Genomic DNA, 24,411 nt, shown 5'->3' on the forward strand with positions numbered 1-24,411 from the left:
CGGATCGCCGACGGCGCCGGCGCTCACGATGCCCAGGCATCCCGCACTTCCGCAGCCAGTTCGTCGGCGCGCCCCTGGTAGCGGGGCGAGAAATGAAAGGGGATCACCGCGCGGGCGCCGATGCAGCGCGCGATCCGCCCGGCCTGAGCAGCAGTGAGGTGGTGCTTGCGCAGGCCGTGCGCCCGGTCGACCTCCAGAAACACGCTCTCGATGAACAGCTGGTCGACACCTGGCATCAGTTGCGACAGCGCTTGCACGTTGGCGCTGGTATCGCGCAGGTCGGTCACGTAGCCAATGCGCCGGCCGGGCCGGACCTCGAGGATCAGCCGGCTTAGCTCGCCGACGGTGTGCGTCGCCGCATGATCGCCGCTGCGGTCCCGCCACTGCACCAGAACCGGTGCATCGGCGGCCGCCCCGGTCAAGACGGCATGCTTGAGTTCGCGCATCCAGGCGCCAGTGGTCAGGCCCGATTCGGCCAGGCGTTCCTTGTCGATGCGGAGTCGGGCCTTTTCTTCCAGCAGGTAAGCCAGGCATGGAATTCCATGATCGACAAAGCAGGCACGCACCCGAAATGCCGGTTCGTCGTGGACGACATCGCCGGTGATTGCGGCGGCCGCCCGGTCTTCCCTGGCAAAGCCATGGCGGCTGGAAAAGCCGGCGCGCCGCAGCTGCCCGCCCAGTCCAAGCTCGACCGCTTCAATGACCAGTTCGGTGGTGTAGCGATGCACCACGTTCCACGTATAGGCGAGCAGCTTGTGCTCCACCTGTGCCACGAATCCCGGCCCGCCGACCAGCACGATGCCTGGCTTGCGCCCGAGCAGCACCCGCAGCAGCTTGTCGAAGCCGGAGAAATGATCCATGTGCGCATGCGTGACAAACACATGCGACACGCGCATCAGCTCGCGCGGCATCAGCCGGGCGATGTCGCCCAGGTCGAACAGCAGCGCGCGCCGTTCGTCGACGAAGTCGACGAACAGGCCCGGGTCGCCGAAGGCATCGTTGACAAGGCGGGCTTCCAGCAAGGGGCGCATGATCACTCGCGGTGCGCTGGCTACATGGGTGCGCTGGCTACAGGGCTCGGGTAGCGATGCGCGCATGTCCGGGCAACCGTTCAGCGCCCGGATAGCCGCCGCAGCAGTCGCTGCACGATCCGTTCGTGCTCTTCCAGCGCGGCTTCGAGCGTCTGCGCGCCATAACTCTCATTGTCCTGACTGGCCAGTCCGCTCACGCGCGTGATGAACAAGGGCGTGTCCGTCGGTGCGGCCTCCGATACGCCCCGGAACCGGGTTGTCACCATGCCGCCGGATGCCTCCAGCACGGTGCGACGGAATACCAGGTCGTTCTCCGACATCCAGCGCGACCATGCGTCATGGTCGGTCACCTGGATCGGCCGGTTCTTGTCGTCAAGGATATAGAAGCGGCGCCATTCCCGTGGACCCTGACGAGGCTTCATCGCATGCCACCTCCAAGCGGTAGTGGCCGGAGTGCCACGCGGAATCGACGGCAAGCCGGCCGGGAATACGTGAAGCCGGCCATCGATGGGCTGGACCTGCCGGGCAAGCTGCAGGGCTGCCACCCGCGACGCAGGCGTAACTTCAACGCTGCCCTGCAGCCAGTCTATTTAACCTCCGCGAACCGGCGCACACAAGGCGATGCTGGCCCCCGGAGCGGGGGCCAGCTGCGGGGGTCAGGGCGTGGCAGGCGTGGCAGGCGTTTCAGGCGTTTCAGGCGTTACGGACGATGCAGGCGATTCGGTCGTTTCAGGCGTAACCGGCGCTTCTGCGGTGGCAGGGGCGGCCGCCGCGGCCGGCTTGGCTTTCGCGGGGCGGGCACCGCCGGCGCGGCGCGCCTTCAGTTGCTGGGCGCGCTTGGCGTCGGCCAGGGTAACGACGCCGGCCTCGTTGCCGTCCAGGTCCAGGCGCTTGGCGCCTTCCACCATGCATGACCAATAGCGCGTGCCGCTGCACCAGGTGCGGATCGCTTCACGCAGCTCGGCCTCGCTCAGGGCGAGTTTGGCCGCATGCTGGGTCAGGTCTTCGAAGGTGCCGATCTTCAGCGGCACCTTGGGCGCGGGGTTCTTCGGGAAGGCCTTGGGGAAGTGCTTCTGCAGCCGGGCAATGGAATGCACCACCGGATCGACCGGTTTGCCCTGCGCGGCAGCCGGGGCCGGCCGGCGGCCCTTGGCGCCCGTGGGCGCGTCTGCCCCCGCGCCGGTACGTTCGCCGTCACGAGGGCGGTTGGGCGCGCCCTTGGACGCGCCGCTGCCTGCGCCTTTGCGCGGGCCCTTGCGTTCGCCCTTCGGTGATTCGGCGGCCGCCTTCTTGGCGAGTTGGTCCCTGAGTGCTGCCAGTTGTTCGAAGCCCATGATGTCTGCCGTTGTGTGAACCGGGATTGTATCAAGGCCGGGCCGCAAGCATCTCCGGCGCATCCGGCGGCATCGGGCGCGGGCGCAGGATGCGGCGCCTAGGGCCGGGCACGGGCCTGGGCCGCGAAGGCCCGCCACTCGCGGAACACCGCATCCAGGCAGGCGGCCGTGCCGCACTGATCCCGCTTGGTGCGGAACGCCGCGATATCGGCTGCGGTGATCGCGCCCGCCTTGAGCAGCCGTTGCTGGTCGGCGTGGATGCGCTGGTAGCCCATGGAGAAGAGGGCGGATTCGCAGATCAGCCGCTGCGCCTGGGTGGCGGCGGCTGGCGTGGCGGCCGGGTCGCAGTCGATGTCGGAGGCCCGGGCGGTGCCAAGGCAGATCAGGCCGGCGGCGGCCAGGCAAGCGCGAGCGAAGGGCGAACAGCGGGTCATGGCAGTTGGCGGGGTCCGGATCCGTTCCGGCGAAAGTCCCGCCATGTTACCGCCTGCCCGGCCCCGCATGACGGGACCGGGCCGCCGGCTTCACATCCGTCCCTTCCAGGGCACCAGCCACTTGGCCAGCTTGCGCATCAGCAGGTCGAACACGTACGCAATCAGGCCGATCAGCACGATGCCCATGATCACCACGTCGGTCCGCAGGAAGTTGGAGGCATTGAGCACCATCTGGCCCAGCCCGGCGGTGGCCGCGACCATCTCGGCGGCGACCAGCGTGGTCCAGCCGAAGCCGATGGCGATGCGCATGCCGGTCAGGATATCGGGCAGCGCCGCCGGAATCACCACATGGCGCACCACTTGCCACGGGCTCGCGCCCATCGAATACGCCGCGTTGATCTGCTCGATGGTGACCGAGCGCACACCCGCCTGCGCCGACATCGCCAGCGGCGCGAAGCAGGCCAGGAAGATCAGCAGCACCTTCGAGGTCTCGTCAATGCCGAACCAGATCACGATCAGCGGCAGGTAGGCCAGCGGCGGCAGCGGACGGTAGAACTCGATGGGCGGATCGAAGATGCCGCGGGCGATGCGCGAGACGCCCATCATCACGCCGATCGGCACCGCGGTGGCGACCGCCAGCGCGAAGGCGCCGAACACGCGTAGCATGCTGGCGGCGAAATGCTCGGTCAGCGGCTGGCCGCCCTGCAGGTTGCCCTGCCAGGCATCGATGAAGGCGGTGACGATGGACTCGGGCGTGGGCAGGAACAGCGGCGGCAGCCAGCGCAGGTGGCTGGCCACCCACCACAGCGCCAGCAGCAGCACCACGGTGATGGTGGAAATGCGCGAGCTCGAGCCTTCGCCAGGCAGGCGGTAGCCCGACACGGTCTTCATGGGGCGGGCGGGCGCGGCCGCTGACGCTGCGGGCGCATGCGGCGGCGGTTCGATGCGTTGGACGGTAGCGGACATCTGCTTCTCCTCAGGCGGTGGCATGGATCAGGTCGACGATCTCTTCGCGGTAGTGGATGAACTCCGGGTCGGACTTGACCGCGCGGGCGTCGCCGCATTCGATGAAGCGGCGCGCGAACGGCAGTTCATAGGTATGCGCGATGCGCCCTGGCGAGGGCGTCATCACGATCAGCCGCGTGGCCAGGAACAGCGCCTCTTCCACGCTGTGCGTGATGAAGAAGACAATCTTCTGCTCGCGCGCCCACAGCTTCAGGATCAGCGCCTGGATCGACTCGCGCGTCAGCGCGTCGAGCGCGCCCAGCGGTTCGTCCATCAGCATCACCGCCGGATCGCAGGCGAGCGCGCGGGCAATCCCCACGCGCTGCTGCATGCCGCCCGACAACTGGTACACCGGCTTGGCGGCGACGCTTTCCAGCCCGACCGCAGCCAGTTTTTCATGGGCGACGCGTAGCCGCTCGGCGCGGGCCACGCCGCGCACGCGCAGGCCCAGCGCAACGTTGTCCTCGACGCTGAGCCAGGGCATCAGCGCGTGCTTCTGGAACACCACGCCGCGTTCGGCGCCGGGTCCGTGCACGGGCTTGCCGCTCAGCCGGATCTCGCCTTCCGACGGCTCCATGAAGCCTGCGATGCACGACAGCAAGGTGGTCTTGCCGCAGCCCGAGGCCCCCAGCGCAACCACGAAGTCGCCGCGCTCCATGGTGAGATTGACCTGCGACAGGGCCAGCGTCTTCGCGCCGCCCGCCGTGCCGTAATTGACGCTGACATTATCGATTTCGAGTTGGTACATGATGGCTCCCCGAACAGGACTTGCTTGGCCGTCGCGCTGCAAACAGCGCGCGGCGGCCGGCTTCAGTGACGCGGCGCGGTCTCAGCGCAAGGCTCGCTTGGCCCATTCCGCGTTGACGCCCGGGCCATAGTCGGGCAGCACGGCCTGGATGGTGCCTTGCTCCTTGAGGAACTGCGCCGCCGACTGCAGCGCGCGCGCCGCGCCGCCGCCGAGCCAGCGCTCGGAGACCTGTTCCTGCAGCGTCGGGAAGCTGTACAGCGCCATGCTCGCGGGCACGGTTTCGGGCTTGGCGCCCGAGATCTTGGCTACGGCCTTCACCATCGGCGAATCGGCGGTCCAGGCCGCCTTGTTCTTGCGGTAGTTTTCATCCGCCGCGGCCAGCACGCGCACCAGCTTGACCATGAACTCGGGGTTCTCGCGCGCAAATTTCTTGTTGGCGATCATGCCGTCGAACGTGGCCTTGCCGGTGTCGGCGGCAATCTGCCCCGAGGTGGTCAGCACCGTGCCGGACTGCTTGAGCTTGGCCAGCACCGGGTCCCAGATGAAGGTGGCGTCGATATCGCCGCGCTCCCATGCGGCCGCCACCTCGGGCGGGCGCATATTGACGATGCGCACATCCTTCGGGTTGATCTTGGCGCGCTCCAGTGCGACCAGCGTGTGGTAGTGCGTGGTCGACACGAACGGCACGCCGACGCGCTTGCCCTTCAGGTCGGCAATGCTGGCGATCTTGCTGCCGTTGCGCGCGACCATGGCTTCGGCCGCGTTGATGTCGTCGAGGATCCAGAACAGCTCGACATCCAGCCCTTGCGACAGGGCCGATGCGATCGGCGAGGTGCCCGCCTCGCCAATGGCGATCTGGCCCGACGCCATGGCGCGGATCACATCGCCGCCGCCGCCGAACTGCCGGAACGAGACCGTATAGCCGGTTTGCTTTTCCAGCTCCTTCATGTCCTGCGCATAGCGCCAGGGCACGACCATGTCCTGGTAAGCAATCACTACATTCTTGCCTTGGGCCTGCACGGCCTGTGCGGCCGGTGCCAGCGCCGCCACCAGGGCGAAATACATCGCCATCTGCTTGATCCACCGCATGGTTGTGCTCCTCGGATGAGAAATCGGATTGGGGGTCACGGCTTTATAGGTGAGCCCGATTCCGGGCCTATAGGACCAGTTGCCGGGATTCGCTGGGGCCAGAACCGGCCGCGCGCGCGCAGGCCGCGCCGGGCCGCGGGGAGCGGTGGCGGGGGGCTGCGTCAATCATGGAATTCCTGTACCGGCCGCGGCGGGCGCCGGGGTCTCGCCGGAGGCGCTCCCGCGGTCAGGCGCTCAGGGAGAACCCGGAGTCGAAGGTCTGCCGCACGTCGAGCCGCTGCCTGAGCAGGCCCGCCTTCAGGTAGAAATCCGCGGTGCGCTGCTGCTCGGCGATCAGTCCGGCGTCGATGGGGCGCCACTGGGTGCGGCGCCGTTCGAACTGCAGACGCGCCGCTTGCGGCGAGATGCCGATGATGCGCGCCAGCGCCGCCGAGAACGCCGGCACATGCTGGTAGGACCACTGCTGCGCGCGCACCACGCGGTGCAGGAAATCCTGGAGCAGGGCGCGCTTGCTCGCCAGCGCGGCGTCGGTCGCGGCCAGGTAGCTGAGGCCGGACCAGAGCCCGCGGCCGCTGACCAGCACGCGTGCGTGCTGGCTGGTTTCCGCCATCGCAGTATAGGGTTCCCACGTCGCCCAGGCATCGATCGAGCCGCTGCTAAGCGCCAGCTTGGCATCCGCGGGCGGCAGGAAGCGCAGGTTGGCGTCCTCAGGCTTCAGCCCGGCGGATTCCAGCGCCTTGAGCGCGATCAGGTGTCCGATCGAGCCGCGGTTGGTGCCGATGCTTTTGCCTTTCAGGTCGGCCGCGTGCCGCAGCGGCGAGTCGGGCCGCACCAGCACGGCGGTACCGTAGGGGTCCGAGCGGTTTGCACCGATCAGCTTGATGCCCGTGCCCGCGGCCAGCGCGAAGATGGCCGGGGCATCGCCGATGGGGCCGCTGTCGACCGCGCCCGCGTTCAGCGCCTCGGCCAGCGGTGCCGCGGCGGGGAACTCGGTCCATTGGATGTCGTAGCCCAGGCCCTCGAGCGCGTTGGCGGACTCAAGCAGCGCACGCAGGCCGCCCTTCTGGTCGCCGGCCTTCAGCACCGGGCGTCCCTGTGCGTGCGCAGGGCCGGCGGCAAGGGTGGTGAAGGCAACGGTGGGGCCATAGGCAAGCGCCGCCGTGGCGGCGGCGCCGCGGCGCAGGAACTGGCGTCGGGAAGCGGTCATGGCTTTCGGGAAAATCGATATCAGGATCCCGAACTTACGCGGGCCGCGCCCGGCCTCCAACGAACAAATCCGCGATTCGATATGCGCGCGACGCGCCGACGCCCTCAATCGAGCCTGGTGGACTCGGCGGGATCCCGTTGCGAACGGATGTCTTCCGGGCTGAGCAGGATATAGCCGAGCGACTTGAGCAACTGCACCGCTTCCAGTTCGGCGTCGAGATACACCGGGCGTTCCGGGGCGCGGGCACGCTGCGTCGGCCACGCGGCGCTGCCGTGCGCGCCCAGCGGCGCCGATGGCGACAATGGCGACAATGGCGACAATGGCGACGACGGCGCCGTGTCCTGCAGCCAGCGCGCGGTCAGGATGCGGCAGTGCTCCAGGTTGGGCTTCCACTTCACGTCGACGGCCGCATTGAACCTGCCGGTGCAAAGACGCAGCCGCTTCAGTGCCGTCAGCCAGGCGACGAAGGCCTCCGTCTCGGTCGGCGGGTAGCCCCGCAGCAGCGTCTCGAGATAGCCCTGCGCCGTGCTGCCGTCGAGCGTCGGGTCATCTTCCAGCAAGGCGATCTCGAGCGCGACGTGCTTGCGGCCGTCGTGGTCATAGATGGAGCATTCGCCATCGACCACGCCTTCGCCCAGCAGCTCGCACAGCAGCGCCCAGGCCCTGGGGTTCTTGTCGAGCCGGCTTTCCAGCGTGGGGTCGATGCGGGCCAGCAGGTCCGGCATGGTCCGCGCCTCGCCGGACTGGGCGGCCGCGGCGAACGCCATTGCATTGGCCGAGGGCTTGTCGCCGTGCGCCAGCCGTTGCAGCGATGCGTCCTTGCGTTCGCCGATTTCCGCGGCGGTATCCACCGCGTGCATCCAGGCGTAGTCCTCCAGGCTGGCACACAGCTTGCGCGCGGCGCGGGCCAGCTGGCCGGCCAGCGACTGGACAAAACCGGTGCATAGCGCGCAGCGGCATTCAAGCCGGCCGGCGTGCAGGAAGCCGGCATACAGCCGTTCCTGGTGTCCGCAATGCGCGCATTCCAGCGAAAAGCCGCCCTGGCGCCCGGGGCGCTGCGTCGCCAGCAGTCCGTCGACCTGGTAGTGCGCCCGCCCGCCGCAGCATGGGCACAGCCATTGCAGCTTGTGGGCGCCGTCGCGCGGCGCCACGGCGCGCTCGAACTGGCGTGCGATGGCGCTGCGCGGAATGCCCTGTGCGCGTCCGACCACGTCGGCGCAATAGGCCCAGTAGCAGTATGAGCGGGCTGCCGCGGCCTGTTCCGCGGACAGGCGCCGCAGGGCTGGCAACACGGCCGCGGTGCGCCGCATCTCGGGAGCGATGGCGTCGATCAGCGCCTGGCCTCCCGGCATCGCCGCCTCGAGCGCGGCGCGGCTCTGCTCGAGGAAATCGGGCACATAGACCCGTCGGATGAAATCTTCGTTTTCGAGCCAGAACAAATGGCCCGGAAGCGCTTCCAGTGCCTCGATGCCGTCCCTGACTTCCGTCATGCCGGCGCAGGCGAGAAACGTGAACGGCTTACTGAACAGGAATTCGTCTGTCATGTTGTCGTCAACGGTGTACCCCGCCCATGAGCCCCCAACAAGCTCGTGTGCGATCGTCTCACCCCGTGACTAGGCCAAGGCAAACGCACGGGAAGCGCCAGCAGGGTGGCGCAACCCGTTTGGGGGACTTTCCCCTTCTTTTTTTCAGTCTGGTCTGAACGCTGCGCGGATTTTCTTCCGCCGCACTGGACAGGATAGGCGACGCGGCGGCGTCCTTACAAAGGAATCCAGCATGCCGGGCACAATCACCAGCGCTGCGCAACCAGGCGCGGCAGTGATGATCTCGGCTCCCGCAAGCCTGCGGCGCGAGCGCCAGGCAGCCCGCGCCGCAGGCCTGCCCTTACAGCGGGGCCGGCTGGGGCGGCGCCGCGGGCTTCTTGCCGCCGCCGCTGTAAGCGAAGTACCGGGCCTTGGCACCCTTGGCCCAGTAAGCCACGGTGAAGTGCTTGCTGTCGCGCCCGTAGAGCAGTTCCAGGCTGCCATTGGCCGCGCCCCATTCGGCGTAGCCGTTCTCGGCCGCGCCTTCGGTCTTGCGCAGGGCGGCATAGCGTTCGTCCAGCTTCCTGCGCACGTCTTCCAGTGCCGGGCGCTCGAACGTCATGGTGATCAGCGCCACCGCATCCTGGGCGTCGCAGTTCAGCACCACGCGCGTCAGGCCCGGCAGATGGAAGCGTTCCAGGTGCTTCAGTTCGACCGTATCGCCACCGGCCCACTCCGACGTGCCGGTTTTTGCATGATTCTGCGGCGGCGCCAGGCGCGAGCACCTGGCCTTGCCCAGCTCAAGCCCCAGGGGCGCCGCAGTGTTGCCGGCCGCCTCTGGCTGGGCGGCGGTGGTGGCGGCGTGGACGGAAACGGAGGCCAGCAGTGCGGCGCAGAACAGGGCAAACGGCTTCATCTTGAGGCGGGAAAGGGCTGTCACGGTAAGGAATCGGGTTGGTGGCAGGATTCTAAGGCCTTATTGCCCCGCGATTGGCCCGCGATGGGCTTGTCTGCCGCTTTGCCGCCTGAATGGGTGAGCCAGGCTATGGCGTGGCCGGCGCCGGCATCCATCGCCGCGTGCCCGCCCAGAACAGCAGCGCCAGCAAGCTGACCCCGGCGCCTAACGTACAGACGCCGCGCCAGCCGGCCGCGTCGTAGGTCGCCGTGGCGGTGATGGCGCCCAGGCCGCTGCCCGCCGCATAGAACAGCATGTAGGCGCCGACCAGCCGGCTGTGCGCGGTGGCATCGGCGCGAAAGATCATGCTTTGGTTGGTGACATGGATGGCCTGGCCGCCCAGGTCGAGCAGCACGATGCCAGCGGCCAGCAGCCACAGCGAGTGGTCCAGCCATGACAGCGGCAGCCAGGCGGCCACCAGCAGCACCAGGGCCGCGAGCGTGGTGCGCTGGCCCAAGCCCTGGTCGGCCCAGCGTCCCGCGCGCGCCGCCGCCAGAGCACCGGCGGCCCCGACCAGTCCGAAGGCGCCGATGGCGGTGTGCGAAAGCCGGTAGGGCGGGGCGCTCAGCGGCAGCACCAGCGCGCTCCAGAAGATGTTGAACGCGGCGAACATCAGCAGCGCGATCGTGCCGCGGACCTGCAAGACCCGGTCGCGGCGCAGCAGCGCGAACATCGATGCCACCAGGCTGGTATAGCGCATCCGCTGCGCGCGAGCGGCCACCACCGGCAGCGACCGCCACAGCAGCAAGGCCAGCACCAGCATTGCCGCGGCGGCGCAGACATAGACACTGCGCCATCCGGCGATGTCGCTGACGCCGCCGGCCACCACGCGCGCCAGCAGCAACCCGGCAAACACGCCGCCCTGCGCGGTGCCGACCACGTGCCCGCGTTCCCGCGGCGCCGCCGCGGCCGCGGCATAGGCGATCAGTCCCTGCGTCATGGCCGTGCCGAGCAGGCCGGTCAGCAGCATTCCCGCCAGCAGCACGGTCACGGACGGCGCCAGCGCCACGGCGGCCAGCGCGCCGGCCAGCGCCAGCACTTGCGCCAGCATCAGGCGGCGGCGCGGCAGCAGGTCACCGAGCGGCACCAGTAACAGCAGCGCCAGCGCGCAGCCGGCCTGGGTGGCGGTGACCACGCCGCCGATAGCCGCGGCGCCAATGTGGAAATCGTCCATCAGCGCATCCAGCAGCGGCTGCGCGTAATAGACGTTGGCCACGCTCAGACCGCTGGCGCATGCGAACAGCAGCACGGCGGGGCGGGGCAGGGGTGCCGGCACTGCGGCGGGGCGGGATGGGGGCGGTGCGGTGTCCGGCGTGGAGGAACAGGTTTCCATACGCTTCCAAGTGGTTGCAAAATAAAACCAGTTGAAGCGTAAGCGTATCGGTTTTAAAATGCAACCACTTTGACAAGGCGATGTGCCTAAGGCATACCAGACATGGCCACCCGCAAGGATCCGAGCGAAGATACCTGCCCCGTTGCGCGCACCCTGGCGCTGGTCGGCGACCGCTGGTCGCTGATGATCGTGCGCGATGCCTTCGACGGCATGCACCGCTTCAGCGACTTCCAGCGCAGCCTGGCGGTGGCGCGCAATATCTTGTCGGACCGCCTGCGCCGGCTGGTGGACGCCGGCATCCTGGCGACCCGCCCTGCCTCCGACGGCAGCGCTTATCAGGAGTACGTGCTGACGGAAATGGGCGAGGGCCTGTTCCCCATCGTGCTGGCGTTGCGCCAATGGGGCGAACGCCACCTGTTCGCGCGCGGCGAGCGCCGCTCGCAGATGGTGGAAAAGCGCACCGGCAAGCCGGTGCCGCTGATGATGCCCCGGCGCGGTGATGGGGCGGTGCTATTGCCCGAGGAGGCGGAGGTGCGCAAGCCGCGGTAGGCAAGCCTGCGCTTTGAGGGGCGGCGCGCTTGCCCGCGCTTGCCGCACGGGCAAGCGGGCCTGAGGTTCAGCTGCCCCGATACGTCCCGAAGCTCCACGGCGAACACAGCAGCGGCACATGGTAGTGCTGCGCGGCATCCGCGATGGTAAAGCGTACCGGCACGATGTCGGCGAAGACGTCCGGGGTGCGGAAGTAGTCCGCCACCCAGAAGCGCAGCTCGAACTCGCCGGTGCGCGCCTGCGTCGGCGGCAGCATCGGCGCATCGGTGCGCCCGTCGTGGTTGGTGCGGGTGCGCGCGAGCAGCCGCGGCGGCTGCACCGCGACGTCGAACAGTTCTACCTGCATGCCGGCCACCGGTCGGCCCAGGGATACGTCGAGCACATGCGTGCTGATACCTGCCATGATGCGATGTCTCCGGGTGGGGCGGCGGGCTCAGCTGCCGCGGTAGTAGTTGTAGCTCCACGGCCCGAACAGCACGGGCAGGTGGATGCGCTGGCTGGCGTCGGTGACGCGCACGCGCAGCGGGATCTTCGACAGGAACGACGGTTGCGGCAGGCAGGCCTTGCGCGCGGCGAAGTATTCGTCGGCGTGCAGGACCAGTTCATACGTGCCGGTGCGGTAGCTGTCGCCGATCAGCAGCGGCGGTTCGCTGCGACCGTTAGCCGCCAGCGTGACGGTCTGCAGCGGCGTGCGCTGGCCATTGTCGATGCGGAACATTTCCACGCGCATGCCGGCCGCCGGCGTGCCGTGGTAGGTGTCCAGCGCATGCAGCGTCAGGCGCGGGCTCAGGCCGCCTTGCTGCACCGGTGCGGCGGTCTGGTTGGTGGCCGCCGCATCCGGCGTGGCGCCCCAGCTGGCGCCGGCCAGCAGCGCGCCGCCGCCCAGCGTGATCGATTGCAGCGCGAAGCGCCGGCGGGCGGGATCAACGGTGTGGTCGTCCATCTCAGGCTCCCTGACGGGCAGGCTTGCCGCGCAGCTGGCGGATGCCCACCAGCACCAGCACCGCGGCCAGTACTTCGATCACCGCCACCAGATACAGCCCGGAGGTGAGCTTGCCGGTGGTGTTCTTGATCAGCCCCATCACGTAAGGCGCACCGAAGCCGGCCAGGTTGGCGACCGAGTTGATCAGTGCCACGCCCACCGCGGCCGCGCTGCCCGCCAGGTAGCGATTGGGCAGCTGCCAGAACACCGGGATTGCGCTCATGGTGCCGACCAGCGCGGCGGTCATCGCCAGCAGCGCGATCACCGGCGACAGCACCTGCGCGCCCAGCAGCACGGCCAGCACGGCCATGGCGCCGCCGCCGACCAGCGCCGCGCCGCTGAAATGCCAGCGCACTTCATTGCGGCGGTCCGAATGCGCGCCGTTGACGATCATGCCGGCGGCGCCGCACAGGTAGGCCACCGCCGCGATCCAGCCCACCGCCATCGGCGTGGTGAAGCCCACGTCCTTGATGATGGTCGGGATCCAGAAGGTCAGCGTCGAGTTGGCGCACAGCAGGCAGAAGAAGATCGCGATCAGCAGCCACACCTTGGGATTGGTGAAGAGGGTGCGCCAGTCATGGCCGCGCTCGCCCTGTGCGGCGTGGTCGCGCTTGAGCGCGTCGTGCACCACGCGCTTCTCGGCGTCGGACAGCCAGCGCGCCTGCTCGGGCTTGTCGGTCATGTAGAACCAGGCAAAGATGCCGGCCAGCACCGACGGGATGCCCTCCAGGATAAACAGCCACTGCCAGCCGTGCATGCCGTTGAGCCCGCCCATGCTGGTCATGATCCAGCCGGCCAGCGGGCCGCCCAGCACGCCGGCGATGGCCGACGCCGACATGAAGGTGCCGAAGGCGCGCGCGCGGCGCTGCGACGGGTACCAGTAGGTCAGGTACAGGATCACGCCGGGGTAGAAGCCCGCTTCGAACGCGCCCAGCAGGAAGCGCAGGATGTAGAACTGCGTGGGCGTGGTGACGAAGGTCTGCAGCATGCAGATCACGCCCCAGCAGATGGTGATGCGCATGATCGTCTTCTTGGCGCCGATCTTCTGCAGCAGCATGTTCGACGGCACTTCGAAGAAGAAGTAGCCCAGGAAGAAAATGCCCGCCCCCAGCCCGTACACGGCTTCGCTGAAGCCCAGCGAATCCAGCATCTGCAGCTTGGCGAAGCCGATGTTGACGCGATCCAGCCAGGCCAGCACCCATAGCACCCCGAGGAAGGGCAGCAGGCGCCAGGTTACCTTGCGGTAGACGCTGTCCTCGGCGTCGTCGGCGGTGCCCGTGAATACCGGGACGCCTTGTTTCGTGATCGACATGATGTCTCCTGTCTTGTGTGTTCTGCCAGGTCCAGCCTTTGCGGCGGTGCATGCGGCTCGCCGGGTTGGGAGCAAGTATATGAATGGCCCGCCGATGCGAAACGAGGGGGCTGGTATAGGCCCCATAGCAGCGTCGATATGGGCTGCAATGCCTTGCCTGGCGCGGGTTTGCGGCGATCGGCGGCGGCCTTGCACCGACCTATGGATTACCCTGAGCAGGCCGTTCGGGATCACCCGCGCGGGCTGGCCGGCCGCGCTTGTCCGGGTTGCACCGGTTGCCGTGCGGTGCCCGACACGCTACAAAGTCGCCATTGGCCGGCGCACCGGCGCCGCCGGGAGCGGTGGCAACCGCACGCGCCTGGCCTTTCCCGATTCCTTCCATGGACCCAACATGATTCGCGCCGACGACCCGTTCGATACCTACCTGCTGCGCGTGCTGTGCATCCTGATCGCCGAGCAGAGCGTGTCGCGCACCGCGATCCGCCTGAACCAGTCGCAGCCGGCCATCAGCGCCGCGCTCAAGCGCCTGCGCGCGATCTTCAATGACCCGCTGCTGACGCGCGAGAAAAACGTGATGGTGCCGACCGAGCGCGCGCTGCAGCTGGCCCGCAATGCCCAGGCCGCGCTCAGCGCGCTCGACAACCTGCTGGTCTCGGACGACCGCTTCGACCCCGCCACCACCGAGCAGAGCTTCGTGGTGGCGATGCCGGACTACCTGGCGCCGCCGTTCTTTGCCCATGTGGTGCGGGCGGTGCGGCGCGCGGCGCCGCATGCGCGGCTGTCGGCGCTGCCGCTTGGGGCAACCTTCGACTATGAGCAGGCCTTGTCGGCGGGCGCGGTCGATATCGTGATCGGCAACTGGCCCAACCCGCCCGAGCACCTGCACCTGTCGGTGCTGCTGGAAGACGAGGTGGTGTGCGTGGTGTCGCAGGACAGCGTGCATGCGCAGCCCGGCAAGTTCACCGCGCAGGCCTATCTGGGCGCGTCGCATATCGTGCCGACCCCGTATTCGCGCGACCAGCGCGGCCTGGTCGACGCGGGCCTGAGCACCATGCGCGTGCACCGTGACAACCGCGTCAGCTGTCCTTACTTCAATCTCGCCCCCAGCCTGATCCCGGGGACCGACCTGATCCTGACCACCGCGCGCCACTTCGCCAACTACCATGCGCAGCATGTGCCGCTGGCAGTGCTCGAGCCGCCGATCGAGTTCCCCTTCATGCGCTTCTACCAGCTATGGCATCCGTCGCGCCACCGCTCGGCCGCGCATGTCTGGCTGCGCGGCATGCTGACGGCGGCCTCGCAGGAGCTGCGCGAGCTGCGCGATATGCGCCGTTAGCGGTATCGGTTTCTGTTATGCGATCTATAGGGCGCGGGCTCTCGCCGCTGCGGCGGGGCGTTCCTATACTCGGCCCGTATTCAATCATCCCGATGCGCGGGATCCCTACGGGAGCAGCCTCCATGTCTCAACCACTCGACCTGGCGTCGGTCAATGCGCTGGACGAAGCGGCCTTTGCCGACGCCTTCGGCAGCGTGTTCGAACACTTTCCGCAGGCCGCGGCAGGCGCTTGGGCGCGGCGGCCCTTCGCCTCGACGGCGGCGCTGCACGGCGCCATGATGGACGTGGTGCGCAAGCTGGACGAGCCGCGCCAGCGCGCCTTCCTAAACCTGCACCCGCAGCTGTCGGCGCGCAATATCCGCGCGGGGACCATGACGGCCGATTCGAACGCCGAGCAGAAGAGCGCCGGACTGGATGCGCTGTCGGTGCAGCAGGAGGCCGCGCTGGACCAGCTCAATGCCGATTACCAGGCGCGCCACGGCTTTCCCTTCATCATCTGCGTGCGCCATTACACGCGCGAAGGCATCTTTGCCGCATTCGAACGCCGCATCGGCCGCAGCACGCAGCAGGAACTCGACGAGGCGCTGGCGCAGATCGCGGCCATCACCCGTGGCCGGCTCGCGGCGCGCGTGGCCAGCTGAGCGCAACCGCTAGCCAAAGGCTTCCAGGCCCAGCGCGAGCAGGCCCACCAGGATCAGGCTGAGGGCCCAGACCGCGTCCAGGTTAAACCAGCTGCGCGAGACGAAGCGCAGCCCCAGGTAGCGGTAGACCAGCCACGCCATGGTGCCGCCCACGGCAAACATGGCCAGCGTATGGAGGAGGGCAACCACCAGCGCCATGCCCAGGTTGGCGCTGGCGAGCGTGGCGGCCGCCTGGTGCCCCGGCTCGCGATCGGCGCGGCACAGCCCCAGATAGATCGGCACCAGCATCAGCCCGGCGCCATGCGCGATCGCCACCGCGAACGACCACAGCGCCAGCCGCGATGGCGCGATGCGCGCCAGTGCCCGCGGATGGCCGCGCATGAGCAGCAGCGCGATGCCGCAGCCGACCAGCAAAACGCTCGCGCCGATGCGTATCTGCGCCTGCCAGGCGACCAGCGCTGCCAGCATGCCGAACGGCAGCGTCACCGCTAGCACCGCGAGCGCGTGCCCGGCGGCCAGATACCCCAGTGCGGCCACCAGGGCGCGGCGGCTGTGCGCCAGCAGCCCGTTCGAGACCGCCAGCGGCCATCCCATCGCCGGGTTGATGCCGTGATAGAGGCCGCTGGCCAGCACCGCCGACCACAGGCCGATCTGTTCCCAGCCGTGGCCGGTCAAGCCTTGACCGACGGATAGCAAAACGAATCGGTCGAGCAGTCGCCGCCTTCCAGCCGGATCTGGTGCGCGCGATAGCCTTCCGGAAACTCGACCCAGTAATCGTCGGCCAGCGTCAGGCCGCCGTCCGGCCCGGCCTGCGCCATGACCTGCGCGCCGGGAACGCCGCCGGGGTAGAACTGCTGGTCCCAGGTGGAATACAGCGAATTGGTCCAGTACACGCGCTGGCCGTCGCGGCTGATCTCGACCATCTGCGGACCGCCGGCGAAGGGCTTGCCGTTGGGGTGGGGGGTGCGGCGGACTATGCCGCCGAGATGGACCGAGCCGGCGAGCCGGGGCTTGCGTGGCTCGGTAACGTCGTACTGGCGCATCTCGCCCGTGCCCCAGCAGGACACATAGAGGAACCTGTCGTCCAGCGACAGATCGATATCGGTCACCAGCGGCGGCACCGCGCCGAAGCCTTGCAGCAGCGGCGGCAGCTGGCTCGCCTCGGCGGGTTCCGCCGGGATCGTTGCCGTCTTCTCGGCGTGGAACTTGCCGTCTTCGCGCCACCACGTCCAGATCGAGCCTTCCAGGTTGGTGGTGTCGACCACCACGCCAACGAAGCCGTACTCGCGCACCGGATCATGCGCGGGCCGGACTTCCAGCGCCATCTGGTGATTCGCCCCAAGGTCGATGGTCTGCACGTTGCGCCGCGCGCGCAGGTCCCAGAAATGCAGCTTGTGCCCGTAGCGGTTGCCAAGCAGGTCCTCGGGCACCAGGCCGTTCTCGAATTGCGGCGGCAGGGCCCATTCGCTGGACACCATGTAGTCGCGCGGCAGGTTCCACCAGAAGTCGTAGTGCTTCTGCTGCTCGCCGCGGTCGATCTCCCAGCGGCCCAGCACCTCGAAGGTCTCGCAGTCCATGATGAAGATGCCGGGCGCGCCGTCCGTCCCATCCGGCCCGCTGCCGCCCAGCGTGCTGACATAGATGCCTTCCGGGCCGCAGTGCACGGTATGGGGCCGCGAATAGCCGGTCTTGCGGAAGATCTCGTCCGGCTCGACGATCTTGTGGATGCGAGCCTGGGTCGGGTGCGGTTTGGTGTCGACGATATACAGCCGCGACGAGCGCATCCCTGGAATGATCAGGTAGCGCCGCTCCAGGAACGCATGGCCCGTCAGCGGCGACAGCGCCGACGAACAGGCGTTCCAGCCGAAGTGATGGAGTTCGTCGCCGTGGTGGGTCATCGGCACCGTGTGCACCACCTGGCTGTAGGTCGGCGATCCGGGTTTGACGTCGATCACCGCGAGCGCGTCGGGCTGCGCGCCGCCGGGGCTGAGCAGCACCGTATAGGCGAAGGATTCCGCTGGCGCGCGGCTCGCAAGCTCCGGCGAGGCGTGAAACGTCGAGTCTGGCCGCATGTTCATGGTGAGCCCTCCTGGTCCTGGCGGACCTCGCGACATCGCCGGTACGTCACTTGGCGCCTGGCCGACTGTGCGGTAAGCCTACCTAGACTAGGTCGTTCTGATTTCCGAGTCAAAGCCGCGCGTGCCGCCGTGCCGGCCGGATTCATGCAGGCGGAAGGTGTGGTTTGCGAAATACAGATTGCCCGAAACCCGTGGATCCCGCAGAAATGAGGCCTGGCGAGTGAAATGGAAATCCAATCGATGGACGCGGCAAAAGCTGAACACGCAGAGGCGGCATACAGCCTCGACAATCCGGCACTGGAAAGCATTGGCGTCAGCATCACCCACTGGCGCGACGACTACGTGGAGCTGGAGCTGCCGCTGGCGCCCAGCATGCTCAACCGCAGCCGCGTCGTGCATGGCGGCACGATCTGCACGCTGCTCGATGCCGCCACCGGCTATGCCGGCCTCTACGCCGCGCCAGGCGAGACGCCGCGCCACGCGGTCACGCTCTCGCTGACCTCGAACTTCCTCAGCAACGGGACCGGCAAGCGGCTGACGGCGAAGGGCAAGGTCGACCGCCGCGGGCGCTCGATCTTCTTTTCGCGCGCCGAGGTGTGGCTGGATGGCGAGCTGCTGGTGGCAACCGGCGTTGCCACGATGAAGTACCTGAAGTAGGCGCGCCGTCTCAGGCGCCGTCCTGGCGCCAGCGCGTCGGCGACTTGCCGAACTGCGCCGCGAACCAGCGCGAGAAGGCGCTCGGTTCCGAAAACCCCAGCAGCGTCGCCACCTGCGCCAGCGGCCGCCGCGGATCCCGCAGATGGCGCTGCGCAAGCTCGCGCCGCACTTCATTGACCAGCGCGGAGAAGGTCACGCCATCCTGCTCAAGCTGGCGCTGCAGGGTGCGCGGGCTGGTGCCGAGGCTTTGCGCGACCTGTTCCACCGCGCCGCGTCCGCGCGGCAGCAGCTGGTTGAGGGTGCGCCGCACCTCCGCGGCGATGGAAGGCTTGCCGGCCCCCGGCTGCAGGTCGAGAAAGCTGCGGGCGTAGCCGGCCAGGCTGGCATCGGCCAGCGGGTTGACGCGGTCCAGGTCGCCGCTGGCGAGCACCAGCCCGTCGAAGTCCGAACCGAATGCGAGGCGTTGCCCGAACAGGCGCCGGTGGATGCGCAGGTCGGCCGGCGCCGCATGCGCGAAATGCACGCTGTGCGGCATCCACGACTCGCCCAGGATGGCGCGGATCAGGCTCTGCAAGGCGGCCACGGTCAGTTCCATGGCCTGCCTGCCGGGCTGGTGCCGGCCGGTCTGCAAGGTCACGTGCAGCACCGTGATGCCGGGATACTCGGTGACCAGGATCGCGATGGAATCGCTGAGCCAGTGGCGGTAGCGCTCGATCTCGGCCAGCGCGTCGCGCAGCGTAGGCTGGTGCTGCAACAGCAGGCTGACCGGGCCGAAGTCTGACAGCCGCCACGATTCCCCCACCATCAGCCCAAGCGAATGGCAGCCCGTTATCCGCGCCGACGCTTCCAGCACTTCCGCCAGGCGCGCTTCGGGGATGCGCAGGTCGGGCGTGTACAGGCAGGCCTGGTCAAGGCCGGCCTGGGCAACCATCCGCACCGGGTCCAGCCCCGCGCCCCGGGCAATTGCCAGGTATTTGGTCAGCGATGCGCTGCGAACGAGGACGGTCATAGGCTGCTGCGGGAGTGGGTAGGGGCGTTGGTGATGTCCGTCGTCAAATGGCAAATCGTGGCGCGATCGGTCAAGGGCGCTGCGCGCCGGCTGTCTGACAATGGTCTTGCGCCGCGCCAATGATAGCGGCGCGGGCAGGACACCACAATCAGGAGACAGCCTTGGCAAAAGCCATTCGCATGTACGAGACCGGAGGACCCGAGGTCCTCCGCTACGAGGACGCCGAAGTCGGCAATCCGGGTCCGGGCGAGGTACGGATCCGCCACGTCGCGGTCGGGCTGAACTATGCCGACACTTACTTCCGCAACGGCACGTATCCGGTGCCGCTGCCCAGCGGCATGGGCGTGGAGGCCGCCGGCGTGGTGCAGGCGGTCGGGGCCGGCGTGAGCCATATCGCGGAAGGCGACCGCGTCACCTATACCGGCTTTACCAACACGCTGGGCGCGTACAGCACCGAGCGGCTGGTGCCCGCCGCGCCGCTGATCCGCCTGCCGGACGCGATCGGCTTCGAGACCGCCGCCGCGATGACCATGCGCGGGCTGACCGCGGCCTACCTGATGCGCCGCATCTACCCCTTCAGCGGCGGCGAGACCATCCTGCTGCACGCGGCTGCCGGCGGCGTGGGGCTGATCGTCTCGCAGTGGGCGAAGCTGCTCGGCCTGACCGTGATCGGCACGGTGTCCACCGCGGCCAAGGCCGAGCTGGCGCGAGCCCATGGCTGCGCTCACATCATCGACTACAGCCGCGAGGACGTGGCCAGCCGGGTGCGCGAGCTGACCGACGGCGCCGGCGTCTCGGTGGTGTTCGACAGCGTCGGCAGGAACACCTTCCAGGGCTCGCTGGATTCGCTGAAGCGGCGCGGGCTGATGGTCTGCGTCGGCACGGCCTCGGGCACGATCCCGCCGTTCGATCCGCAATTGCTGGCCAGAAAGGGCTCGCTCTACCTGACCCGCCCGGCGCTGGCCGACTACATCGCTGATCCCGCCGAGAAGGCGGAACTGGCCGCGGAAGTCTTCGGCCATGTGGCCGCTGGCCGGATCCGCATCGAGATCCACCAGCGCTATGCGCTGCACGATGCGGCCCAGGCCCACCGCGACCTGGAGTCGCGCCAGACCACCGGGTCTTCGATCTTTGCGCTGTAAAGGAGCGTGCCCATGCGAGTCCAACAACTTACCTGCACCATCGGCGCCGAAGTGAGCGGCGTCAGCCTGGCCGACGCCGCGCGCGATGCGACGCTGTTTGCCGAGATCAAGTCCCTGCTGCTTGCGCACAAGGTGCTGTTCCTGCGCGGCCAGGACATCTCGCGCGCGGACCACGTGGCGTTCGCGCGGCGCTTCGGTGAACTGGAAGACCATCCGGTGGCCGGCAGCGATCCCGACCATCCCGGGCTGGTCCAGATCTATCGCAGCGACAAGCGCGAGAACTACGAGAACAGCTACCACACCGACGGCAGCTGGCGCGAATGCCCGCCGATGGGCTGCGTGCTGCGTTGCATCGAGTCGCCGGCGGTCGGCGGCGACACCATCTGGGTCAACATGGCCGCGGCCTACGAGAACCTGCCCGAGGAAATCAGGCAGCGCATCGCCGGCCTGCGCGCCAAGCACGGCATCGAGCATTCCTTCGGCGCCGCGATGAGCCCGGAGAACCGCGCCAAGCTTGCCGCGCAGTACCCCGCGGTCGAGCACCCGGTGGTGCGCACGCATCCGGAGACCGGCGAGAAGGTGCTCTATGTCTGTGGCTTCTCCACCCACTTTGTCAATTTCCACACGCCCGAGAACGTGCGCTACGGGCAGGACAAGACCCCGGGCGCGAGCCATCTGCTGAACTACCTGATCAGCCAGGCGGCGATTCCCGAATACCAGGTGCGTTTCCGCTGGCAGCCCAACAGCGTGGCCATCTGGGACAACCGCTGCACCCAGCACTACGCGGTGCAGGACTACTGGCCGGCGCCGCGCAAGATGGAGCGCGCCGCCATCATCGGCGACAAGCCGTTCTGAGCCGCGCCAGCGCCGCCCGGCCTGGCCGGCGCCATGACCAATGGAGACATGCCGTGAATTACCTCGATGGATCCCTGTTCCCCGAAAACCAGCAGCCGCTGATCATCACCGCGGCACCGTATGCGCCGGGCTGGCTGCCTTCCGATTTTCCGGAGGACATCCCGGTGACGATGGCAGACCAGGTCCAGAAAGCCGTTGACTGCTACAACGCGGGCGCGACGGTGCTGCACCTGCACGTGCGCGAGCTCGACGGCAAAGGCTCGAAGCGCCTGTCCAAGTTCAACGAACTGATCGCCGGGGTGCGCAAGGCCGTGCCGGAGATGATCATCCAGGTGGGCGGGTCGATCAGCTTCGCCCCGGAGAACGAGGGCGAAGCCGCCAAGTGGCTGTCCGACGACACGCGCCACATGCTGGCCGAACTCGATCCCGTGCCCGACCAGGTCACCGTGACGGTGAACACCTCGCAGATGAACGTGACCGAACATGCCGAACTGGCGGACTTCAAGGGCACCTCGCGCGAGAATCCCGCGATCTTCAACGCGTACAAGGAAATGACGGTTCCCGCCCAGCCCGGCTGGGTCGAAGAGCACATCCGCCGTCTTTCCGCGGCCGGTATCCAGAGCGCATTCCAGTGCTACAACGTCAACAGCTTCGAATCCGTCGAGCGGCTGATCCGGCGCGGCATCTACAAGGGCCCGCTGGTGATGAACTGGGTCGCGATCAGCGGCGGCATGGATGCGCCAAGCGTGTTCAACCTTGCCAACATCGTCCGGGCCGTGCCGGACGGCGCCGTGCTGACCGTCGAAAGCTCCGTGCGCAACGTGCTGCCCGTGAACATGATGGGCATCGCGCTGGGGCTGCATGTGCGCTGCGGGACCGAGGACTGCCTCTGGAACCAGTCGCGCACGGCCAAGATGAGCACGGTGAAGCAGATCGAGCAGCTGGTGCGCATCGCGGGCGAATTCGGCCGCAAGGTGGCAACGGCACAGGAAGCGCGCGAGATCCAGAAGCTCGGTGTGTTCTACGACACGGTCGAGGAGACGCTGGCCGCCAACGGCTTCGCGCCGAACCGCAACGGCGGCAATCAGGGCTTCCTGCGCAAGGCCGCTTGATCCGCGCCGGCTGCTACTGGCAAGCGGCCCGCAGAAGGGCAGGGGCGCCGGCTGGTTGCCCCTGACCCTCGCATATTCGGAGACAACCATGAAGCAAGCACAATCGTCGTCGCGCCGCAAGGCGTTGTTGTCATGCATGCTCGGCCTGGTGCTGCCGGCCGCGTTCCCGGCGGTCGCCCAGGCCCAGGCGTGGCCGACCAAGGTGGTCAGGATCGTGGTCGGCGGCCCGGCCGGCGGCACCGCCGACATCCTCGGGCGCCTGCTGGCCGAGGGGCTGACGCAGTCGCTGGGCAAGCCGGTGATTGTCGAGCAGAAGCCCGGCGGCGCCGGCGCGATCGCGGTCAGCACGCTGCTGTCGGCGCCGCACGACGGGCATACGCTGCTGCTGATCCAGGGCGGCATCGTCTCCGAGACGCCGCTGGCGCTGAAGGTCTCGTTCGATCCGTTCAAGGACCTGAAGCCCATTGCCCAGGTGGCGCGCACCGGCCTGGTACTGGTGGGCAACCCCAGGCTGCCGGCGAAGAACTTCAGCGAACTGCTGGCCTACATCAAGAGCAAGCCGGGGCAGATCGACTATGCCTCGTATGCCGCCGGCATGCGCGGGCAAACGCTCGGGGTCCAGTTCAATCGGCTGGCGGGCGTGAACATGAGCCATGTCGGCTACAAGGGATCGCCGCCGGGGTTGCAGGATGTGATGGGCGGCCATGTGCCGCTGATGTTCGACGGCCTGGCCACCTCGCTGCCGCTGATCAAGGCCGGCAAGTTAAAGGCCTATGCCGTGGCCTACCCGAAGCGCATCCCCGCGCTGCCGGATGTGCCGACCTTCGCCGAGGTCGGCTTCCCGGCGATGACGGAGCCCGGCTGGATGGGCGTGTGGCTGCCGCCGGACGTGCCCGCGGCGGTGCAGGAAAAGATCCGCAACGCCACGCTGGCCATCGTGCAGCAGCCCGGTTACCGCAAGCACGTGGAAGACATGGGCATGGACAACGGGCAGCCGCTCAGCAGCGAGGCGCTGTCCCGGGAAGCGCGCGCGGCCTACGAACGGCAGGCGGAACTGCTGCGCTCGATCCACTTCGTGCCGGAGTAGCCGCCAGCGGGCCCGGCCGCGACCGGCATGGGACCTATCGTTTCCTGCGTCGGCGCGTGCCCGCGAACATCGACATGTCGCGCAGGATGCCGTCCAGCAGCGTATTGGCCGCCACGCCCAGCGGCCGTCCGGCTTTCACCAGGAGGCGCGCCTTGGCGGCTTCGAACAGCGGATGGGCGATCGGCAGCGTCACCAGTTCGCCGGATTGCAGTTCGCGGTAGGCGGCAAAGCCCCCGATCAGCGTGATGCCGTCATGGCGCTTGACGAAGTGGCGCAGCACCGCCAGCGAGTTGGTGGTCAGCGTCGGGCGGATCTGGATGTTCTCGGCGTAGGCCAGCATCTGCACCACCTGGCCCAGTCCGAACGCCGGCGGCATCATCGCCAGCGGGTAGTCCGCCAGCTCGTGCACGTCGACCTTGCCGCCGCGGCGTGCCAGCGCATGCCCGGCATGCACCAGCAGCACCACCGGCTGCGATGACGTGGCCACCCAGGCGATGTCGGCATGGCTGGGCGGGTTGTAGGCCAGGCCGATGTGGGCGCGGCTTTCCGCCACCTCTTGCAGCACGTTGTTCACCGGCAGGATGTCGACGGTCACGTCGAGCCGCGGATAGCGTGCGCAGAAGTCCGTCAGCACTTCATCCATCAGGCCGTCGACATAGCCCTCGCTGGTGGCGATGCGCACCTGGCCGTGCTGCAGCCCGCGCAAGGCCTGCAGGCGGTCCTCGAACAGTTCCTGCTGGGCGCGGCAGCCGCGCCAGTACTCCAGCAGGTGCAGCGCGGCTTCGGTCGGCTGCACGCCGCGCGCATGGCGGTCGAACAGTGGCGCGCCGACTTCTTCTTCCAGCAGGCGGATCTGGCGCGTGATCACCGACGGCGAAGTGTTGATGCTGTCGGCAGCGCCGCGGATCGAGCCGTGGGTCAGTACCTCGTGGAAATAGCGCAGCCTGCGCTGGTTCAGTTCCCGCATGTCGGATCTCAATGTTCGGCGTGGA

Annotated in this window: 26 protein-coding genes; 8 read left to right on the forward strand and 18 right to left on the reverse strand. The window is 68.2% G+C overall.

Annotation, left to right across the window (positions count from 1 at the left end; translation table 11 throughout):
* Positions 1-23: 23 nt before the first annotated feature.
* The 11 genes from E5S69_RS00930 to E5S69_RS00980 form a co-directional block, all read right to left on the reverse strand.
* Positions 24-1,031, reverse strand: a complete 1,008-nt coding sequence (locus tag E5S69_RS00930) for a ribonuclease Z (protein ID WP_171513147.1) — start codon at positions 1,029-1,031, stop codon at positions 24-26.
* Positions 1,032-1,111: 80 nt separating this feature from the next.
* Positions 1,112-1,453 carry a hypothetical protein gene (locus E5S69_RS00935; RefSeq protein WP_171513148.1) on the reverse strand — a complete coding sequence of 114 codons (342 nt, stop codon included), beginning with the start codon at positions 1,451-1,453 and terminating at the stop codon, positions 1,112-1,114.
* A 234-nt stretch (positions 1,454-1,687) separates the two neighbouring features.
* Positions 1,688-2,365 carry a ProQ/FinO family protein gene (locus tag E5S69_RS00940; protein WP_171513149.1) on the reverse strand — a complete coding sequence of 226 codons (678 nt, stop codon included), beginning with the start codon at positions 2,363-2,365 and terminating at the stop codon, positions 1,688-1,690.
* 98 nt (positions 2,366-2,463) lie between these two features.
* A complete protein-coding gene (locus tag E5S69_RS00945; RefSeq protein ID WP_171513150.1) occupies positions 2,464-2,799 on the reverse strand; it encodes a hypothetical protein in 336 nt (111 codons plus the stop codon).
* A gap of 90 nt (positions 2,800-2,889) precedes the next feature.
* On the reverse strand, positions 2,890-3,765 hold the full coding sequence (locus tag E5S69_RS00950; protein WP_171513151.1) for an ABC transporter permease subunit: 876 nt from the start codon (positions 3,763-3,765) through the stop codon (positions 2,890-2,892).
* Between the two features lie 10 nt (positions 3,766-3,775).
* Positions 3,776-4,552, reverse strand: coding sequence for a taurine ABC transporter ATP-binding protein (locus E5S69_RS00955; RefSeq protein ID WP_171513152.1), 777 nt, complete (start codon positions 4,550-4,552; stop codon positions 3,776-3,778).
* An 81-nt stretch (positions 4,553-4,633) separates the two neighbouring features.
* Positions 4,634-5,641 carry a taurine ABC transporter substrate-binding protein gene (gene tauA, locus E5S69_RS00960; RefSeq protein WP_171513153.1) on the reverse strand — a complete coding sequence of 336 codons (1,008 nt, stop codon included), beginning with the start codon at positions 5,639-5,641 and terminating at the stop codon, positions 4,634-4,636.
* A gap of 226 nt (positions 5,642-5,867) precedes the next feature.
* Complete coding sequence (locus E5S69_RS00965; RefSeq protein ID WP_171513154.1) at positions 5,868-6,848, reverse strand: ABC transporter substrate-binding protein; 981 nt, start codon at positions 6,846-6,848, stop codon at positions 5,868-5,870.
* Positions 6,849-6,952: 104 nt separating this feature from the next.
* Complete coding sequence (locus tag E5S69_RS00970) at positions 6,953-8,392, reverse strand: hypothetical protein (protein WP_171513155.1); 1,440 nt, start codon at positions 8,390-8,392, stop codon at positions 6,953-6,955.
* 340 nt (positions 8,393-8,732) lie between these two features.
* Positions 8,733-9,287 carry a hypothetical protein gene (locus E5S69_RS00975; RefSeq protein WP_171513885.1) on the reverse strand — a complete coding sequence of 185 codons (555 nt, stop codon included), beginning with the start codon at positions 9,285-9,287 and terminating at the stop codon, positions 8,733-8,735.
* A gap of 127 nt (positions 9,288-9,414) precedes the next feature.
* The gene (locus E5S69_RS00980; RefSeq protein ID WP_171513156.1) at positions 9,415-10,659 is read right to left on the reverse strand and encodes an MFS transporter; all 1,245 of its coding nucleotides are present in this window, start codon (positions 10,657-10,659) and stop codon (positions 9,415-9,417) included.
* Positions 10,660-10,761: 102 nt separating this feature from the next.
* Here E5S69_RS00980 and E5S69_RS00985 point away from each other — a divergent pair, with 102 nt between their 5' ends.
* Positions 10,762-11,208, forward strand: a complete 447-nt coding sequence (locus E5S69_RS00985) for a winged helix-turn-helix transcriptional regulator (RefSeq protein WP_171513157.1) — start codon at positions 10,762-10,764, stop codon at positions 11,206-11,208.
* Between the two features lie 67 nt (positions 11,209-11,275).
* Here E5S69_RS00985 and uraH (E5S69_RS00990) read toward each other — a convergent pair whose 3' ends face one another.
* From uraH (E5S69_RS00990) to E5S69_RS01000, 3 genes are read right to left on the reverse strand one after another with little or no spacing between them, the layout of a single operon-like run.
* Positions 11,276-11,611: a hydroxyisourate hydrolase gene (uraH, locus tag E5S69_RS00990; protein ID WP_171513158.1), complete on the reverse strand. Its 336-nt coding sequence runs from the start codon at positions 11,609-11,611 to the stop codon at positions 11,276-11,278.
* A 30-nt stretch (positions 11,612-11,641) separates the two neighbouring features.
* Positions 11,642-12,151, reverse strand: a complete 510-nt coding sequence (uraH, locus tag E5S69_RS00995; RefSeq protein WP_171513159.1) for a hydroxyisourate hydrolase — start codon at positions 12,149-12,151, stop codon at positions 11,642-11,644.
* Between the two features lies 1 nt (position 12,152).
* Positions 12,153-13,502 carry an MFS transporter gene (locus tag E5S69_RS01000; protein WP_171513160.1) on the reverse strand — a complete coding sequence of 450 codons (1,350 nt, stop codon included), beginning with the start codon at positions 13,500-13,502 and terminating at the stop codon, positions 12,153-12,155.
* Between the two features lie 391 nt (positions 13,503-13,893).
* On the opposite strand from E5S69_RS01000, the gene E5S69_RS01005 reads away from it, so the two are divergent.
* Together E5S69_RS01005 and uraD are read left to right on the forward strand one after the other, a co-directional pair.
* Positions 13,894-14,838 carry a LysR family transcriptional regulator gene (locus E5S69_RS01005; RefSeq protein ID WP_171513161.1) on the forward strand — a complete coding sequence of 315 codons (945 nt, stop codon included), beginning with the start codon at positions 13,894-13,896 and terminating at the stop codon, positions 14,836-14,838.
* A gap of 122 nt (positions 14,839-14,960) precedes the next feature.
* On the forward strand, positions 14,961-15,479 hold the full coding sequence (uraD, locus tag E5S69_RS01010; protein WP_171513162.1) for a 2-oxo-4-hydroxy-4-carboxy-5-ureidoimidazoline decarboxylase: 519 nt from the start codon (positions 14,961-14,963) through the stop codon (positions 15,477-15,479).
* A 9-nt stretch (positions 15,480-15,488) separates the two neighbouring features.
* On the opposite strand, the gene E5S69_RS01015 is transcribed toward uraD, so the two are convergent.
* Together E5S69_RS01015 and E5S69_RS01020 are read right to left on the reverse strand one after the other, a co-directional pair.
* The gene (locus tag E5S69_RS01015; RefSeq protein ID WP_423766613.1) at positions 15,489-16,073 is read right to left on the reverse strand and encodes a hypothetical protein; all 585 of its coding nucleotides are present in this window, start codon (positions 16,071-16,073) and stop codon (positions 15,489-15,491) included.
* 77 nt (positions 16,074-16,150) lie between these two features.
* Positions 16,151-17,557 (reverse strand): selenium-binding protein SBP56-related protein, encoded by a 1,407-nt coding sequence (locus E5S69_RS01020; protein WP_171513164.1) that lies wholly within the window; start codon positions 17,555-17,557, stop codon positions 16,151-16,153.
* Between the two features lie 225 nt (positions 17,558-17,782).
* Between E5S69_RS01020 and E5S69_RS01025 the strand changes: the two genes are divergently transcribed.
* Positions 17,783-18,214, forward strand: coding sequence for a PaaI family thioesterase (locus E5S69_RS01025; protein ID WP_171513165.1), 432 nt, complete (start codon positions 17,783-17,785; stop codon positions 18,212-18,214).
* Between the two features lie 10 nt (positions 18,215-18,224).
* Here E5S69_RS01025 and E5S69_RS01030 read toward each other — a convergent pair whose 3' ends face one another.
* The gene (locus E5S69_RS01030; RefSeq protein WP_171513166.1) at positions 18,225-19,223 is read right to left on the reverse strand and encodes an AraC family transcriptional regulator; all 999 of its coding nucleotides are present in this window, start codon (positions 19,221-19,223) and stop codon (positions 18,225-18,227) included.
* A 161-nt stretch (positions 19,224-19,384) separates the two neighbouring features.
* Here E5S69_RS01030 and E5S69_RS01035 point away from each other — a divergent pair, with 161 nt between their 5' ends.
* From E5S69_RS01035 to E5S69_RS01050, 4 genes are all read left to right on the forward strand, one after another.
* Positions 19,385-20,365: a quinone oxidoreductase family protein gene (locus tag E5S69_RS01035; protein WP_171513167.1), complete on the forward strand. Its 981-nt coding sequence runs from the start codon at positions 19,385-19,387 to the stop codon at positions 20,363-20,365.
* A gap of 12 nt (positions 20,366-20,377) precedes the next feature.
* Positions 20,378-21,220, forward strand: coding sequence for a TauD/TfdA dioxygenase family protein (locus E5S69_RS01040; protein WP_171513168.1), 843 nt, complete (start codon positions 20,378-20,380; stop codon positions 21,218-21,220).
* 53 nt (positions 21,221-21,273) lie between these two features.
* Positions 21,274-22,332, forward strand: a complete 1,059-nt coding sequence (locus E5S69_RS01045) for a 3-keto-5-aminohexanoate cleavage protein (protein WP_171513169.1) — start codon at positions 21,274-21,276, stop codon at positions 22,330-22,332.
* 88 nt (positions 22,333-22,420) lie between these two features.
* A complete protein-coding gene (locus tag E5S69_RS01050; protein ID WP_171513170.1) occupies positions 22,421-23,419 on the forward strand; it encodes a Bug family tripartite tricarboxylate transporter substrate binding protein in 999 nt (332 codons plus the stop codon).
* A gap of 34 nt (positions 23,420-23,453) precedes the next feature.
* Here E5S69_RS01050 and E5S69_RS01055 read toward each other — a convergent pair whose 3' ends face one another.
* The gene (locus E5S69_RS01055) at positions 23,454-24,386 is read right to left on the reverse strand and encodes a LysR family transcriptional regulator (protein WP_171513171.1); all 933 of its coding nucleotides are present in this window, start codon (positions 24,384-24,386) and stop codon (positions 23,454-23,456) included.
* Between the last annotated feature and the right edge of the window lie 25 nt (positions 24,387-24,411).

Origin of the sequence: Cupriavidus necator, from assembly GCF_013141915.1 — a bacterium.
GTDB lineage: Bacteria > Pseudomonadota > Gammaproteobacteria > Burkholderiales > Burkholderiaceae > Cupriavidus > Cupriavidus necator_B.